This is a genomic window from Pseudomonas sp. TZ252, assembly GCF_056110345.1.
In genome coordinates this window covers 349,514-365,797 of sequence record NZ_CM148566.1, presented here as the reverse complement: position 1 = coordinate 365,797, position 16,284 = coordinate 349,514, and the positions used below count along the sequence as shown (strand labels likewise).

Here is a 16,284-nt window from a genome sequence, read left to right as displayed (position 1 = left end):
ACCCGAGGAGCACGACGATGTTATCGGCACTGTGGGTCAGCAAGACCGGTCTGTCCGCCCAGGACATGAACCTGACCACCATTTCCAACAACCTGGCCAACGTATCCACCACCGGCTTCAAGCGCGACCGCGCGGAGTTCCAGGACCTGCTGTACCAGATCCGGCGCCAGCCGGGCGGCCAGTCGACCCAGGACAGCGAGCTGCCTTCGGGCCTGCAACTGGGTACCGGTGTGCGCGTCGTCGGCACCCAGAAGATCTTCACCCCGGGCAGCCTGCAGACCACCGAGCAGCCGCTGGACATGGCGGTCAACGGGCGCGGCTTCTTCCAGGTCCTGCTGCCGGACGGCACCGTGTCCTACACCCGCGACGGCAGCTTCCACCTGAACTCCGACGGGCAGATCGTCACCTCCAACGGCTTCGCCCTGGAGCCAGCGATCGTGGTGCCCAACGAGACCCAGACCTTCACCGTCGGCCAGGACGGCACCGTCTCGGTGACCATCACCGGCAACGCCCAGCCGCAGGTGATCGGCAACATCCAGACCGCCGACTTCATCAACCCGGCCGGCCTGCAGGCCATCGGCAACAACCTGTTCCTGGAAACCGGCTCCAGCGGCGCGCCGCAGGTCGGTACGCCGGGTCTCAACGGCCTCGGCACGGTTGCCCAGAACACCCTGGAAAACTCCAACGTCAACGTGGTCGAGGAACTGGTGAACATGATCACCACCCAGCGCGCCTACGAGATGAACTCCAAGGTCATCTCCACCGCCGACCAGATGTTGTCCTTCGTCACCCAGAATCTTTGACGGGCCCTGACCGGGCCCTGGCTGTACGCCGCGAGGTAGCTTGATATGAACCGGCTGATGATCGTCTCCCTGCTTGGCATCGCCACCGCCCTGGGCGGTTGCGTCAATCCACCGCCGAAGCCGAACGATCCGTACTACGCGCCGGTGCTGCCGCGCACCCCGCTGCCCGCCGCGCAGAACAACGGCGCGATCTACCAGGCCGGTTTCGAGCAGAACCTCTACGACGACCGCAAGGCCTTCCGCGTGGGCGACATCATCACCATCACCCTCAACGAGAAGACCCAGGCGAGCAAGAAAGCCAACTCCGATATCCAGAAGGACAGCAAGACCAAGATGGGGCTGACTTCGCTGTTCGGCAGCGGCATGACCACCAACAACCCGATCGGCGGCGGCGACCTCAGCCTCAGCGCCGAATACGGCGGCTCGCGCGACGCCAAGGGCGATAGCCAGGCGGGGCAGAGCAACAGCCTGACCGGCTCGATCACCGTGACCGTGGCCGAGGTGCTGCCCAACGGCATCCTCTCCGTGCGCGGCGAGAAGTGGATGACCCTGAACACCGGCAACGAGCTGGTGCGCATCGCCGGCCTGGTCCGCGCCGACGATATCGCCACCGACAACACCGTGTCCTCGACCCGCGTGGCCGACGCCCGGATCACCTATTCCGGCACCGGCGCCTTCGCCGATGCCAGTCAGCCGGGCTGGCTGGACCGCTTCTTCCTCAGCCCGCTGTGGCCGTTCTGAGGACGCTCGCGATGACCAAGTTCAAGCACCTGCTGGCCCTCGCCGCGCTGCTCCTGGCCGCCGGCGCGGCCCAGGCCGAGCGGTTGAAGGATATCGCCAGCATCCAGGGCGTGCGGACCAACCAGTTGATCGGCTATGGCCTGGTGGTCGGCCTGAGCGGCAGCGGCGACCAGACCACGCAGACGCCGTTCACCCTGCAGACCTTCAACAACATGCTGGCGCAGTTCGGCATCAAGGTGCCGGCCAACGTCGGCAACGTGCAGTTGAAGAACGTCGCCGCGGTATCGGTGCATGCCGACCTGCCGCCGTTCGCCAAGCCGGGCCAGCCGATCGACGTCACCGTGTCGTCCATCGGCAACGCCAAGAGCCTGCGCGGCGGCAGCCTGCTGATGACTCCGCTGAAAGGTATCGACGGCCAGGTCTACGCGGTCGCCCAGGGCAACCTGGTGGTCGGCGGCTTCGACGCCGAAGGCCGCGACGGCTCGAAGATCACCGTCAACGTACCGTCCGCCGGACGTATCCCGGCCGGCGCCACCGTCGAACGCGCGGTGCCGAGCGGCTTCGACCAGGGCAACAGCCTGACGCTGAACCTCAACCGCCCGGACTTCACCACTGCCAAGCGCATCGTCGACCGCATCAACGAACTGCTCGGTCCGGGCGTCGCCCATGCGGTGGACGGCGGCTCGGTGCGGGTCAGCGCGCCGCTCGACCCGAACCAGCGGGTCGACTACCTGTCGATCCTGGAGAACCTCGACGTGCAGCCGGGCGAGGCGGTGGCCAAGGTCATCATCAATTCGCGCACCGGCACCATCGTCATCGGCCAGAACGTCAAGGTATCGCCGGCCGCCGTCACCCACGGCAGCCTGACCGTGAGCATCACCGAGGACCCGATCGTCAGCCAGCCCGGTGCCTTCTCCAACGGCCAGACCGCGGTGGTGCCGCGCTCGCGGGTGAACGCCGAGGAGGAGACCAAGCCGATGTTCAAGTTCGGTCCCGGCACCACCCTGGACGACATCGTCCGCGCGGTGAACCAGGTCGGCGCCGCGCCGAGCGACCTGATGGCGATCCTCGAAGCCCTGAAGCAGGCCGGCGCGTTGCAGGCCGACTTGATCGTGATCTGAGGACGACGCCATGGATTCCCGTTTGCTCAGCGGTATCGGCGCAGGCCCCGACAGCGGCTCCTATACCGATCTCAACCGCCTCAACCAGCTCAAGGTCGGCAAGGACCGCGACGGCGAGGCGAACATCCGCAAGGTCGCCCAGGAATTCGAATCGCTGTTCCTCAACGAGATGCTCAAATCCATGCGTTCGGCCAACGAAGCGCTGGGCGACGGCAATTTCATGAACAGCCAGACCACCAAGCAGTACCAGGACATGTACGACCAGCAACTGTCGGTGAGCCTGTCGAAGAATGCCGGCGGCATCGGCCTGGCCGACGTGCTGGTGCGCCAGTTGTCGAAGATGAAGCAAGGCTCCAGGGGCAACGGCGAAAACCCGTTCGCCCGGGTCGCCGAGAACGGCGCCGGTCGCTGGCCGAGCAACCCCAGCGCGCAGGCCGGCAAGGCCCTGCCGATGCCGGAAGCCGGCCGCGACGACTCGAAGCTGCTCAACCAGAGGCGCCTGGCGCTGCCGGGCAAGCTGACCGAGCGCATGCTCGCCGGCATCGTTCCCTCCGCCTCGCCGGCCGCCAGCCAGATGCAGAGCCTGGGCCAGGACAGCTACCTGCCGGCGCAGAGCTACCCGGCGGCGAGCCGCCGCGGTTTCTCCACCGATGGCGTCGACAGCCAGGGCAGCCGGCGCATCGCCCAGCCGCCGCTGGCCAGGGGCAAGTCGATGTTCGCCTCGGCCGACGAGTTCATCGCCACCATGCTGCCGATGGCCCAGAAGGCCGCCGAGCGGATCGGCGTCGATGCCCGCTACCTGGTGGCCCAGGCCGCGCTGGAGACCGGCTGGGGCAAATCGATCATCCGCCAGCAGGATGGCGGCAGCAGCCACAACCTGTTCGGCATCAAGACCGGCAGCCGCTGGGATGGTGCCTCGGCGCGCGCTCTCACCACCGAATACGAAGGCGGCAAGGCGGTCAAGGAAGTCGCGGCGTTCCGCTCCTACTCGTCGTTCGAGCAGAGCTTCCACGACTACGTCAGCTTCCTCCAGGGCAACGACCGCTACCAGAACGCCCTGGACAGCGCCGCCAACCCCGAGCGCTTCATGCAGGAACTGCAGCGCGCCGGCTACGCCACCGATCCGCAGTACGCCCGCAAGGTGGCGCAGATCGCCAGACAGATGCAGACCTACCAGGCCGTCGCCGCCGCCGGCACGCCGCCTCTGGGTTGAGCAAGGAGGAACTGACCCATGTCCGACCTACTCTCGATAGGCCTGTCCGGCCTCGGCACCAGCCAGACCTGGCTGACTGTCACCGGGCACAACATCACCAACGTCAAGACGCCGGGCTACAGCCGCCAGGATGCCATCCAGCAGACCCGGATCCCGCAGTTCAGCGGTGCCGGCTACATGGGCTCGGGCAGCCAGATCGTCGACGTGCGCCGCCTGGCCAGCGACTTCCTCACCGGCCAGTTGCGCAACGCCACCAGCCAGAACAGCGAGCTGAACGCTTTCCTGGGCCAGATCGACCAGCTCAACTCGCTGTTGGCGGATAACACCACCGGGGTCAGCCCGGCGATGCAGCGTTTCTTTTCCGCCTTGCAGACCGCTGCGCAGAACCCGTCCTCGACCGAGGCGCGCGAGGCGGTGCTGGCCCAGGCGCAGGGCCTGAGCAAGACCTTCAATACCCTCTACGACCAACTGGACAAGCAGAACAGCCTGATCAACCAGCAGTTGGGTGCCCTGACCTCGCAGGTGAACAATCTCAGCCAGAGCGTGGCCGAGTACAACGATGCCATCGCCAAGGCGAAATCCGCCGGGGCCGTGCCCAACGATCTGCTGGACGCGCGCGACGAAGCGGTGCGCAAGCTCTCCGAGATGGTCGGCGTGACCGCGGTCACCCAGGACGACAACAGCGTCAGCCTGTTCATCGGCAGCGGCCAGCCGTTGGTGGTGGGCAATACCGTTTCGACGCTGAGCGTGGTGCCGGGGCTGGACGACCCGACCCGCTACCAGGTGCAGCTCACGCTTGGCGACTCCACGCAAAACGTGACCCGGTTGGTCTCCGGCGGGCAGATGGGCGGCCTGCTGGCGTATCGCGATACCGTCCTGGATAGCTCCTACAACAAGCTCGGCCAACTTGCGCTGACCTTCGCCGATACCGTCAACAAGCAACTGGGGCAGGGCCTAGACCTGGCGGGCAAGGCCGGCGCCAACCTGTTCGGCGACATCAACGATCCGGACATCACGGCGCTCCGGGTCTTGGCGAAGAACGGCAACACCGGCAATGTCCACGCCAACCTGAACATCACCGATACCAGCAAGCTGAATTCCAGCGATTTCCGCCTGGACTTCGACGGCACCAATTTCACCGCGCGGCGCCTGGGCGACGACGCAAGCATGCAGGTCACGGTCAGCGGTACCGGTCCCTACACCCTCTCGTTCAAGGATGCCAACGGCGTCGACCAGGGCTTCAGCGTGACCCTCGACCAACTGCCGGCCGCGGGCGACCGCTTCACCCTGCAGCCGACCCGGCGCGGCGCCAGCGATATCGAGACGACCCTGAAGAACGCTTCGCAACTGGCTTTCGCCGGGTCCGCTCGCGCCGAGGCGACCACCAACAACCGCGGCAGCGGCGCCATCGGCCAGCCGAACCTGGTCGACGGACCGTCGCCGATCGATCCGGCGGTTCTGCAGAACGCCTTCGGCGCCAATGGTCTGCCGCTGAGCGCGACGGTCAGCGCGGATGGCAAGACCTACACCATGACCTCGCCGCTGCCGGCCGGTTGGAGTTATGTCGACAAGGACGGCAACGCGCTGCCCGGCAGTCCGACGCTGAACAGCGGTACCAGCAACAGCGTGCGCATGGCCTATACCGATCCGGGCAGCGGCCAGACCTATACCTACGAGTTCAACCTGTCCAACGTGCCGCAGACCGGCGACAGTTTCACCCTGAGCTTCAACAAGGACGGCATTGCGGACAACCGCAACGCCCTCAACCTGAATGCCTTGCAGACCAAGCCGACGGTGGGCGGTACCGACAGCACGGGGTCTACCTACAACGACGCCTACGGTGGCCTGGTGGAGCGGGTCGGCACCCTGACCGCCCAGGCGCGCGCCAGCGCCGACGCCTCGCAGACCGTGCTCAAGCAGGCGCAGGACAGCCGCGACTCGCTGTCCGGGGTGAGCCTCGACGAAGAGGCGGCCAACCTGATCCAGTTCCAGCAGTACTACAGCGCGTCGGCCCAGGTCATTCAAGTTGCCCGCTCGCTGTTCGATACCCTGATAGGCGCGTTCCGCTGAGCGCCTTAACCGAGAGACCGTCGTCATGCGCATTTCAACGATCCAGGCTTTCAACAACTCGGTCAGTGGCATCTCCCGCAACTATGCCGACCTGACGCGCACCCAGGCCGAAATCAGTGCCGGCAAGCGCCTGCTGACCCCGGCCGACGACCCGGTCGGCGCCGTCCGGCTGCTTCAGCTGAACCAGGAGCAGGCGCTCAACAGTCAGTACAAATCGGGCATCACGGCAGCGAAGAACAGCCTGCAGCAGGAGGAGACCATCCTCAATTCGGTCGGCACGGTCATCCATCGTATCCGCGAGATCGCCGTGCAGGCCGGCAACGGCGGCCTCGACGCCTCGGACAAGAACGCGCTGGCCACCGAACTGGCGCAGCGCGAGGACGAACTGCTGAACCTGCTCAACAGCCGCGATGCCAGCGGCAAGTACTTGTTCTCCGGCAGCCAGGGCGATACCCAGCCGTTCGTTCGCAACCCGGACGGTACCTACTCCTACAACGGCGACGAAGGCCAGCGTGAGGTACAGATCGCCAGCAGCACCTTCATTGCCATCAGCGACAACGGCAAGATCCTTTTCGAAAGCGGCAGCAACGCCAACCGGGTCTCCACCGGCAAGGGCGCCGCAGGCCTGGACGCCAGCGGCAACCCCAGCGACAGCAGCATCTCCCTGGGCCTGGTGACGGACAAGGAAGCCTACGACACGGTGTTCCCGTCGAGCACGCCACCGCTGGCCAGCGATGGCGTCGGTATCCACTTCACCGACGCGAAGAACTACGTGGTCTACGACCTCAAGACGATCCCGCCGGGCTACGACTGGAGCACCAGCGACCCCAACCCGCCGAGCTTCGCCACGCTCGCCAGCGGCAAGATCGACGACAACGCCCAGACCAGCGACTTCATCACCTTCGGCGGCGTCAAGGTACAGATCGACGGCGAGCCGCAGGGCGGCGACACCTTCAGTATCAAGCGCCAGCCGGACCAGGAAAAGCGCAGCTTGCTCAATACCGTGTCGGACTTGCGCAAGGCCCTGCTCAGCGCCGAGGACACGCCGGCTGGAAACCTGGCTATCCGCGACGCGGTGGGGGTGGCGATCTCCAACCTGGACTCGTCGAACTCGCAAATCCTCACGGGCCAGGGACGCATCGGCGCGCGGATGAACGTCGCCGAATCGACGGAAACCTTCATCGACGACGTGACCCTGGTGAATACCGCCGTGATCTCACAGATCCAGGATCTGGACTACCCTGAAGCGCTGTCACGGCTGACCCTGCAATCCACCATCATGGATGCGGCGCAGCAGAGTTTCGTCAAGATTCGCGGCTTGAGCCTGTTCAACTACCTGAGTTAAGCGGATGACAAGCGATAGCCCAGCAGGGGCGCGGAGTCGACAGCAGGCTACGGAATGACCGACAAACAACGGATAAAGGGCAGGCCCGTCGCTATCGACTACGAAAGCACGCTGGCTTTCTTCGAAGGTCGGGCCGCCCGCGAATATCGCAATGCCCTGAGTTCGACGATGTATCAGGACCAGCAGCCGGAACTGGTCGAGGAGCGCGATCGGCGCGAGAAACTGCGCGTCGCTCCGGGACTCGCCCTCGGTATGGCCCGGCGGGTCCTCGACATCGGCTGCGGTATCGGGCGCTGGGGCTGGCTGCTGGCCGAGGAAGCGCCGCAGGCCGATTACCTGGGCATCGACTTCTCCGCCGCGCTGGTGGAGAAAGCCCGCGACGAGGCACGGCAGCGCGGCTACGAGCGGCTGCTTTTCCAGCGGATGTCGGCGACCGACATCCGTCCCGCCGAGCTGGCGCTCAGTCCTCCCTACGACCTGCTGCTGGTCTCGGGACTACTCATCTATCTCAACGACAGCGACTGCCAGGAACTGTTGCGCCAGGCGCTGCAGCTGTGCGCACCGGGCGGGCGGATCTACCTGCGCGAACCGGTAGCCGTGGAACAGCGCCTGACCCTGGATCGCTTCTTTTCGAAGGAACTTGAACACGAGTATTCGGCGGTCTATCGCACCGTCGCCGAACTCAAGGACATGCTCGTACAGGCCGGCGGAGGGGAAGGGCCTGCGATTCTCGAAGAGGACTGCCTGTTCGCCGAAGCGCTGGAAAAGCGTGTGGAGACCCGCCAGTACTTCATGATCCTGCAGCGACGGGGATGACTCTGTGCGCACTGCCTACTGCTTCGACCTGGATGGAACCCTGACCCGTCAGGAACTGTTGCCGCTGATCGCGTCGTCCGTCGGTCTCGAAGACGAGATCGAGGTGCTGACCCAGGCCACCATCGACGGTTTCCTGCCGTTCGACAAATCCTTCAAGCTGCGTGTCCGCTTGCTGCGCGACGCGAACCTGGAGTGGATCCACAGCGCCCTGCGTCAGCAGGTGGAGCTGGACCCGCATATCCAGGCGTTCATTTCCGCGCGCCCTCGGCAATGCTTCGTCGTGACCGGCAACCTGGACCTCTGGGTCGAGCCGGTACTCGAACGCCTCGGAGTGCGCAGCTTCACCTCGCGGGCGCGGATGCGCGACGGACGTCTGGAGGGAGTCGAGGAGATCCTCCACAAGGGCGATGCGGTGACCTCCCTGCGCGGCGAGTTCGAGCGCATCGTCGCCGTCGGCGAAGGGATGAACGACGTGCCGATGTTCGAGGCCGCCGATCTGCGCGTGGCCTACGGCGGAGTGCATGTGCCGAACCGGGTGCTGACCGGCCTGAGCGATTTCGTGGTCCATGAAGGAGAAGCCCTGTGTCGCCTATTGAACATGCTGTGATCAGCGCGGCGGGCATCGGCTCTCGTCTGGGACTGAACAAACCCAAGTGCCTGGTCGAGGTTGGTGGCAAGACGCTGCTGGCCCAGCACCTCGAGCGCCTGGCGGAGATCCCGAACGTCTGGGTCGTGGTGGGGTTTCAGGAGGAACTGGTCATCGAGCAGGTGCGCAACCTGCGCAGGGACGCGATCATCGTGCGCAACCCCGATTTCGACCGAACCAATACCTTGCAGAGTATCCACCGGGTTTCGCGTTATCTCGACCGGCGCTTCCTCGCCGTGGATGGCGACACCTTCATCGAGAATCGCTCGTTCGAACGCTTTCTCCGCGCCGCCGCCGGGCAGGCGGGCCTGATCGGCGTCTCGCGCTACACCACCAGCGATGGCGTGCGCGTTCTGCTGGATGCGGGTGGCGAGGCGGTCACCGCTTTCACCCGCGAGCCGCAGCACGCCTACGAATGGACGGGTATCGCGATTCTCCGGCCGGACATGGTGGTGGACCGGCCGATATACGTGTACCAGGCGCTCGAACCGTACCTGCCGCTGCCCGCGCAGGAACTCGACGCCTTCGACATCGATACCGCCAGCGACCTGGATATGGCGCGGCGCGTGCACCTGAATAACTGGAACCTGAATGATTGAGGACAGCGTGAGCGAACCCGGCCGGCGCGACGGTGGGGATGCCGGGAAACGATTGGCCTGGCTGCAGCGGCAGGTCTTGCCGGTGCTGGAGGAGGGGGACGCGGTCTGGGTTTCCGGGCTGGACGGCGCGCCGTTCGCCGGGGGCGCACACAAGGTCGTCGAGGCTTCCGTCGCTGGCGAGCTGCCTGGCAACGAGCGTTTCCGCCTGGCTTGCCTGGGCGGGGCGGTGGGAGGCGTGGCGGACGACTGGCAGGCCATGCGCCTGCTCCTGCGCGCGGTGGAGAGCCTGGAGGATCGCGGCTGGCTGCTGCTGGAGGAGGTTCTCTCGGTATGCGCCGCAGGCGCTTGCCGGAGTCCCCAGGCGCAGGCCCGCCTGGCGCTTTCCCTGGGCTTGCGGCAGGTCGCGGAACTGCACCTGGGCGCGCCGGACGACGGCGGACGCCAGCGGGTGCTGCAACTGTTCCGGCAGGACCTGGCGGTTGCGCGCATGCAGCGCTACTCGGGCCTGAGGGTCGCCTGTTACGGCAACATGCCTTTCCACTACCGCTCGTTGCGTCCTTTGGCCGAGTGTTTCGAGGACAGCCTCCTGAGCCTCGACATCGATGAAGTCATGGCCTGGAAACCGGACGTGATAGCGGTGGCCGACGGCTGGTCGGTGGAGTTCTGGCGCGACTACTGCGATGCGCACAACGTATTGCTGGTCGGCATGCGCCATGGCTCGGTCACCCGCTACGGATTCGCCGAGGGCACCTACCGCTACGCCGACTATCTGTGCGGTAGCGCCTGGGACATCGACGACACCCTGGCTTCCTCGGTGATGCCGCGCAACGGTTTCCTGCTGACCGGCAACGCCTGGTGCGACGAGGTGTTCCGGCTGCCCGCGAGAACCCCGGCGGAGAACGCGCCGACCATCCTCTTCGCCCCCACCTACAACCCCGAGATCAGCGCCGCCGTCCACCTCGGCGAGCGTGTGGTGGCGTTGATCCGCAAGGTCTATCCCGCGTCGCGGATCATCATCAAGCCGCATCCCGCCATCGTCCAGCACGAACATGCGTTCGTCAGCGACAAGGATCTGTTCCGCGACCTCATGAAGCTCTGGCGCGAACAGTCACGCACGGACCCGCTGGTCACTCTGGTGGACGACCCCGAGGCGAGCATCGCGGCCAGCTTCGCCGAAGCCGACATTCTGCTGGCGGACCGTTCTTCGCTGATCTTCGAGTTCATGACGCTCGACCGACCGATCCTGCTGTTCTCCCGCGAACAGCGGATCGCCCGCTGGGCCTACAACCCGGAGGCTCCAGGGAACGCCTGGCGCGATATCGGACTGGAGTTCGCCGACGACGAGCAACTGCTCGACCTGCTGGCCAATGCCTTTACCCGGCACGCGGAGAGTCGCGATACCCAGGAGAACCGCACGCAGCAGCTGTACGGCCGGTTTCGCGACGGACGCAGCGTCCAGAGGGTCGCCGCAGCGATCGCCGAGGCGCCGCGCTTGCAGATCGTGCTCGACGCGCGGGCCGCTGCGGATGGCGGGCAGCGACTGGCCGAACATTATGCGGCCTGCTTCGCCCATCGCCGTATCGACCTGATCGCTCCGTCCGGCGCGGCATTGCCGGCCGACGTGCGGCGCTTCGATTCGTGGCGGGCCTGGTGCGACGCGGAGGCTGCCACGCTCGAACGCAGGGCTTCGGCGGTGCTTCTGGTGGAAGACGACGGCCAGTTGCTGCCGGGCAGCGCGCATCAGGTAAGCGCGCTCCTGCCGGCCATCGCCATGGGCCAGTTGCGGCATGCCCGGCTGGCGTTGGAAGAGCGCGAGGCCGGGCCCGCTGGCGAAACCGACTGGAGCGCTCGCCGCCTGCACAGGTTGCTCGCCCGCCTGCAGCCGAAGCCGGCCTGGCGTCTGCTGGCGCCCGCGCTGTTGCGCGAGGAACTGGCCGACCTGCCGGACGAAGCGGAGCAGCCGTTGTGGCTGCGCGCCGTGGCGGCAGCCGAGGCGCCGGTCGAATGGCCCGTCGGGCAGTTGAACCTGTTCGCCGAAGAGGGACTGTTGCGCCAGGGCGACGTGCATATGCTCTGCGCGCGCGCTCGGCTGCGCGCGGTTCCTTGCGTGTCGGGCCTGCCGCTGCGCCAGCGCCAGGTCGTCCTGCAGGTCACGCCCTTCGCCAGCCAGCTTTACGACCGCTTCCCGTTCCAGTTGCGCGTGTGCCTCAACGGCCAGCTCTTCAGCCGCGTGAGCGTCGAGGACGCGCGAGCGAAGTCGCTGGTCCTGCCGTTCCGGGGTGACGAACGCGGTGGCATGACGATCGAACTGGAGTGCGACGGCAGCTATCCGGCTTTCGAAGGCGTTTCCACGCCGGTCTCCCTGCTGCTCCAGACCGCGTTCCAGCCGGCGCCGGGAGACTATTGCGCGGCCCTCGCGGCCGGCGCAGCGAGCCCGGAGGCGGGGGAGGACCTCCGCAGCGAATACGAGACCTGGCTGCACGGGCGCGAAGTGGAGCCGGCCCGCTACCGTCCCTTCATCGACGCTTTGCGACGCGACTCGCGGATCGAAGTCCTGGTGCTTGCCGAGGAGGCCGAGGACGCAGACCTCCAGCGCAGCCTGGCGAGCATCGACGGCCAGGCCTTGCCGGCCTGGCGCACGCGGATACTGGGCAGAGCCCCGGCGTTTGCGCGCAAGGGCCTGGCGTGGCTGGCCGAGGGTGGTTCCGCCGCCGAGCGGATCAACCTGGCGGCGGCCGCCAGCGACGCCGACTGGCTGATCGTCATCCATGCCGGAGACGAACTGGCGCGTTCCGCGTTGCTCCTGCTGGCGGAAAAGATCCGTACGGAAACCGCGCTGCTGTGCTGCTACAGCGATGAAGACCATGTGTGCGACGGACGCTACGAGGCACCGTTGCTGAAGCCCGACTTCAACCTCGACCTTCTGCGCAGCTACCCCTACTGCGGTCGTTCCCTGGCCTTCCAGCGTGCCGCCTTGCTGGCGCAGGGCGGCTTGCAGGAAGGCTTCGGCGATCTGGCGTTGCAGGACTTCATGTTCCGCCTGGCGGAGCGGGAGGGCCTGGATCGTATCGGCCATCTCGCCGAGGTCCTCTACCACAGCGCTCGCGCCTTCGGAGAATGGCTGGCGAGCGCCGCCGTGCGCCCGTTCATCGCGAGCGTGGTCGACGAGCACCTGAACCGCCTCGGGGTTCCGCACCGGATCGAGCCGGGCCGGCTGGCGGTGATCAACCGCATCGCCTACGACTATCCGGGGACGCCGGCAGTGTCCCTGCTGCTTCCCGTGGGAGACAGCCTGAGCGCTCTCCAGCGCAGCGTGGAAAGCTTCCTGGAGAACACCGACTACCCGTCCTACGAATTGCTGCTGGTCGCCTCCGGCCCGCTGGCGCCCGACATGGCCGCCTGGCTGGAGGCGGTCCAGGGACTGGGGAGCGAGCAGATCCGGGTGCTCAGCCCGCAGGCTTCGAGCCTGGCCGGGTGCCTCAACCTCTGCGTGGCCGAGGCCCGAGGCGAATTCCTCCTGTCGTTGGGGGCGGGGGTCGTGGCCCTTCGTCCGGACTGGTTGCGCGAGTTGCTCAACCACGGCCGCCGCCCGGAGGTCGGGGCGGTCGGCGGCAAGCTCCTGGGCCTGGACGGAACGATCCGCGAGGCGGGCCTGGTGCTTGGCCTGGGCGGCACGGCGGGCCGCGCGTTCGCCGGCGAGGCGGGAGACAGCGCCGGCTACATGCATCGCCTGCTGGTCGTCCAGAATCACACGGCTCTGTCGGCTTCCTGCCTGTTGTTCAAGCGCTCGCTGCACGACGAACTCGGCGGCTTCGACGAGAACGACTTCGCTCATGGCCACGCCGACGTCGATTTCAGCCTGCGTGCCCGCCAGCTCGGCTACCTGTCCGTGTGGACGCCTTATGCGATCCTGGCCCAGAACGGAAACGTCGAGCTGCCTTCCGTGGAGGCCGATGAGTCGCTCTACCGGCGCTGGCTACCGGCATTGGCGCGGGATCCCGCGTACAACCGCAATCTCAGCCTGGAGGGGGCCGGGTTCGCCCTGGAGCGCCCCGAGGTACCGGCCTGGCAACCGCTGTTCGGACGGTCGCCGCTGCCGCGGGTCCTGGCGCATCCTGCCGATCCCTACGGTTGTGGCCACTATCGCGTGCGTCAGCCGTTCCGCGCGCTGCACGACGCCGGCCTGCTGGACGGCATGCTCAGCGAGTCGCTCCTGCAGCCGGTGGCGTTGGAGCGCCTGGAGGTCGACAGCGTGATTCTCCAGCGGCAGATCAGCGAAGAGCAGTTGCGGGCCATTTCCCGGATGCGGTCGTTCAACCGCGCCTTCCGGGTCTACGAACTGGACGACTATCTGCCCGAGCTGCCGCTGAAGAGCCTGCATCGGGCCGAGATGCCCGGCGACATTCGCCAGATCCTCGGTCGTGCCCTGGGCCTGGCGGACCGTTTCGTGGTCTCGACCGAACCGTTGGCGGAGGCATTCCGGCGCATGCACGGGGACATCCGGGTCGTGCCGAACCGCCTTCCGTTGCCCTGGTGGCGCGACCTTTCCAGTCGGCGCCGGGACGCAGAGCGGCCACGGGTCGGATGGGCCGGCGGGATCGGCCATGGCGGCGATCTCGAGGTGATCGCCGAGGTCGTGCGCGAGCTGGCGGACGAGGTGGACTGGGTGTTCTTCGGATTCTGCCCGGATGCCTTGCGTCCCTATGTGCGCGAATACCATCCGGGGGTGGAGATCGAACGCTATCCCGCCTACCTGGCCAGCCTCGACCTTGATCTCGCCCTGGCGCCGTTGGAGCAGAACCGCTTCAACGAGTGCAAGAGCAACCTGCGCCTCCTGGAGTACGGCGTGCTCGGCTTCCCGGTGATCTGCAGCGACGTGCTTTGCTATCGCGACAGTCTCCCGGTCACGCGGGTGAAGAACCGTTCCAGGGACTGGCTGGAGGCGATCCGCGCGCACCTGGCCGATGCAGACGCCAACGCCGCGGCCGGCGCGCAGTTGCGCGAGGCGGTGCGCCGCGACTGGATGCTCGAAGGCGCGCATCTCGAGGCATGGGCGGCAGCCTGGCTGCCGGACTGAATCCGGGGTTTTCTCGAACGAGGCCGGTGGCGCAAGCCATCGGCCTTTTTTCATGCCCGGCGTGCCCTGTTGCACGGGAGGGCTAAAGAAAATCGCCGGGGGGTCGATGCAATGGGTGTCGGAACTTCCACCCTCTGCCGGACCAACCGGGGGCGGTTCAGGACCGATATTGGCGAGTCCTCTTCGAAGCATGTAACCCACTGAAGAGGAAGAGAAAAAGAAAATGTTGATTTTTTCTCTAAAGCTCCGCCGGGAAACGCCGATAAACACCATGAACGCGAATTCTTGGGGCACCTGAGCAAGCAGGCCGAGAGATCGCAAGCTCAGGTAACCGAAATAGGTCCTTTGGAGGAAATCACCATGGCCCTTACAGTCAACACGAACATTGCTTCCCTGAACACTCAGCGCAACCTGAATGCTTCTTCCAACGACCTCAACACCTCGTTGCAGCGTCTGACCACCGGCTACCGCATCAACAGTGCCAAGGACGATGCTGCCGGCCTGCAGATCTCCAACCGCCTGTCCAACCAGATCAGCGGTCTGAACGTTGCCACCCGCAACGCCAACGACGGCATCTCCCTGGCGCAGACCGCTGAAGGTGCCCTGCAGCAGTCCACCAATATCCTGCAGCGTATCCGCGACCTGGCCCTGCAATCCGCCAACGGCTCCAACAGCGACGCCGACCGTGCCGCCCTGCAGAAAGAAGTCGCTGCGCAACAGGCCGAACTGACCCGTATCTCCGATACCACCACCTTCGGTGGCCGCAAGCTGCTCGACGGCTCCTTCGGCACCACCAGCTTCCAGGTCGGTTCCAACGCCTACGAGACCATTGACATCAGCCTGCAGAATGCCTCTGCCAGCGCCATCGGTTCTTACCAGGTCGGCAGCAACGGCGCGGGTACCGTCGCCAGCGTAGCGGGCACCGCGACCGCTTCGGGCATCGCCTCGGGCACCGTCAACCTGGTCGGTGGCGGTCAGGTGAAGAACATCGCCATCGCCGCCGGCGATAGCGCCAAGGCCATCGCCGAGAAGATGGACGGTGCGATCCCGAACCTGTCGGCTCGTGCCCGTACCGTGTTCACCGCTGATGTCAGCGGCGTGACCGGTGGTTCGCTGAACTTCGACGTAACCGTTGGCAGCAACACCGTGAGCCTGGCAGGCGTGACCTCCACTCAGGATCTGGCCGACCAACTGAACTCCAACTCGTCGAAGCTGGGCATCACTGCCAGCATCAACGACAAGGGTGTACTGACCATCACCTCCGCTACCGGCGAGAACGTCAAGTTCGGTGCGCAGACCGGTACCGCTACTGCCGGTCAGGTCGCAGTGAAGGTCCAGGGTTCCGACGGCAAGTTCGAAGCGGCCGCCAAGAACGTGGTAGCTGCCGGTACTGCCGCTACCACCACCATCGTGACCGGCTACGTGCAACTGAACTCGCCGACCGCCTACTCGGTCAGCGGTACCGGCACCCAGGCTTCGCAGGTCTTCGGCAACGCCAGCGCCGCGCAGAAGAGCAGCGTTGCCAGCGTCGACATCTCCACTGCCGACGGCGCCCAGAACGCCATCGCGGTAGTCGATAACGCCCTGGCTGCGATCGACGCCCAGCGTGCTGACCTCGGTGCTGTTCAGAACCGCTTCAAGAACACTATCGACAACCTGACCAACATCTCGGAAAACGCTACCAACGCTCGTAGCCGCATCAAGGACACCGACTTCGCTGCCGAAACCGCGGCGCTGTCGAAGAACCAGGTGCTGCAACAGGCCGGTACCGCGATCCTGGCCCAGGCCAACCAGCTGCCGCAGGCGGTCCTGAGCCTGCTGCGCTAAGCCCGGGAACGGTCACTCACGCGGTA

The 16,284-nt window shown here is 66.1% G+C and carries 11 protein-coding genes; all 11 read left to right on the top strand.

What is annotated here, in order from left to right; genetic code table 11:
• The first annotated feature begins 17 nt into the window (after positions 1-17).
• Positions 18-803, top strand: a complete 786-nt coding sequence (gene flgG / locus ACYAF3_RS01695; protein WP_128669450.1) for a flagellar basal-body rod protein FlgG — start codon at positions 18-20, stop codon at positions 801-803.
• 45 nt (positions 804-848) lie between these two features.
• On the top strand, positions 849-1,544 hold the full coding sequence (flgH, locus tag ACYAF3_RS01690; RefSeq protein ID WP_003082166.1) for a flagellar basal body L-ring protein FlgH: 696 nt from the start codon (positions 849-851) through the stop codon (positions 1,542-1,544).
• Positions 1,545-1,555: 11 nt separating this feature from the next.
• Positions 1,556-2,665, top strand: a complete 1,110-nt coding sequence (locus ACYAF3_RS01685) for a flagellar basal body P-ring protein FlgI (RefSeq protein ID WP_003082169.1) — start codon at positions 1,556-1,558, stop codon at positions 2,663-2,665.
• Positions 2,666-2,675: 10 nt separating this feature from the next.
• Positions 2,676-3,878, top strand: a complete 1,203-nt coding sequence (gene flgJ, locus ACYAF3_RS01680; protein ID WP_003082172.1) for a flagellar assembly peptidoglycan hydrolase FlgJ — start codon at positions 2,676-2,678, stop codon at positions 3,876-3,878.
• A gap of 18 nt (positions 3,879-3,896) precedes the next feature.
• Entirely contained in the window at positions 3,897-5,948 is a 2,052-nt protein-coding gene (flgK, locus tag ACYAF3_RS01675; RefSeq protein WP_003112507.1) for a flagellar hook-associated protein FlgK, read from the top strand.
• 25 nt (positions 5,949-5,973) lie between these two features.
• Positions 5,974-7,293, top strand: coding sequence for a flagellar hook-associated protein FlgL (gene flgL / locus ACYAF3_RS01670; protein ID WP_003082175.1), 1,320 nt, complete (start codon positions 5,974-5,976; stop codon positions 7,291-7,293).
• A gap of 54 nt (positions 7,294-7,347) precedes the next feature.
• Entirely contained in the window at positions 7,348-8,109 is a 762-nt protein-coding gene (locus ACYAF3_RS01665; RefSeq protein WP_128669448.1) for a class I SAM-dependent methyltransferase, read from the top strand.
• Positions 8,110-8,113: 4 nt separating this feature from the next.
• Entirely contained in the window at positions 8,114-8,716 is a 603-nt protein-coding gene (locus tag ACYAF3_RS01660; RefSeq protein WP_003082178.1) for an HAD-IB family phosphatase, read from the top strand.
• Complete coding sequence (locus ACYAF3_RS01655; RefSeq protein WP_003082180.1) at positions 8,692-9,354, top strand: phosphocholine cytidylyltransferase family protein; 663 nt, start codon at positions 8,692-8,694, stop codon at positions 9,352-9,354. The genes ACYAF3_RS01660 and ACYAF3_RS01655 overlap by 25 nt, the downstream gene beginning before the upstream one ends.
• Positions 9,347-14,431, top strand: coding sequence for a CDP-glycerol glycerophosphotransferase family protein (locus tag ACYAF3_RS01650; protein WP_033982942.1), 5,085 nt, complete (start codon positions 9,347-9,349; stop codon positions 14,429-14,431). The genes ACYAF3_RS01655 and ACYAF3_RS01650 overlap by 8 nt, the downstream gene beginning before the upstream one ends.
• Before the next feature lie 360 nt (positions 14,432-14,791).
• Positions 14,792-16,258: a B-type flagellin gene (gene fliC, locus ACYAF3_RS01645; RefSeq protein ID WP_003112503.1), complete on the top strand. Its 1,467-nt coding sequence runs from the start codon at positions 14,792-14,794 to the stop codon at positions 16,256-16,258.
• The last annotated feature ends 26 nt before the right edge of the window (positions 16,259-16,284 follow it).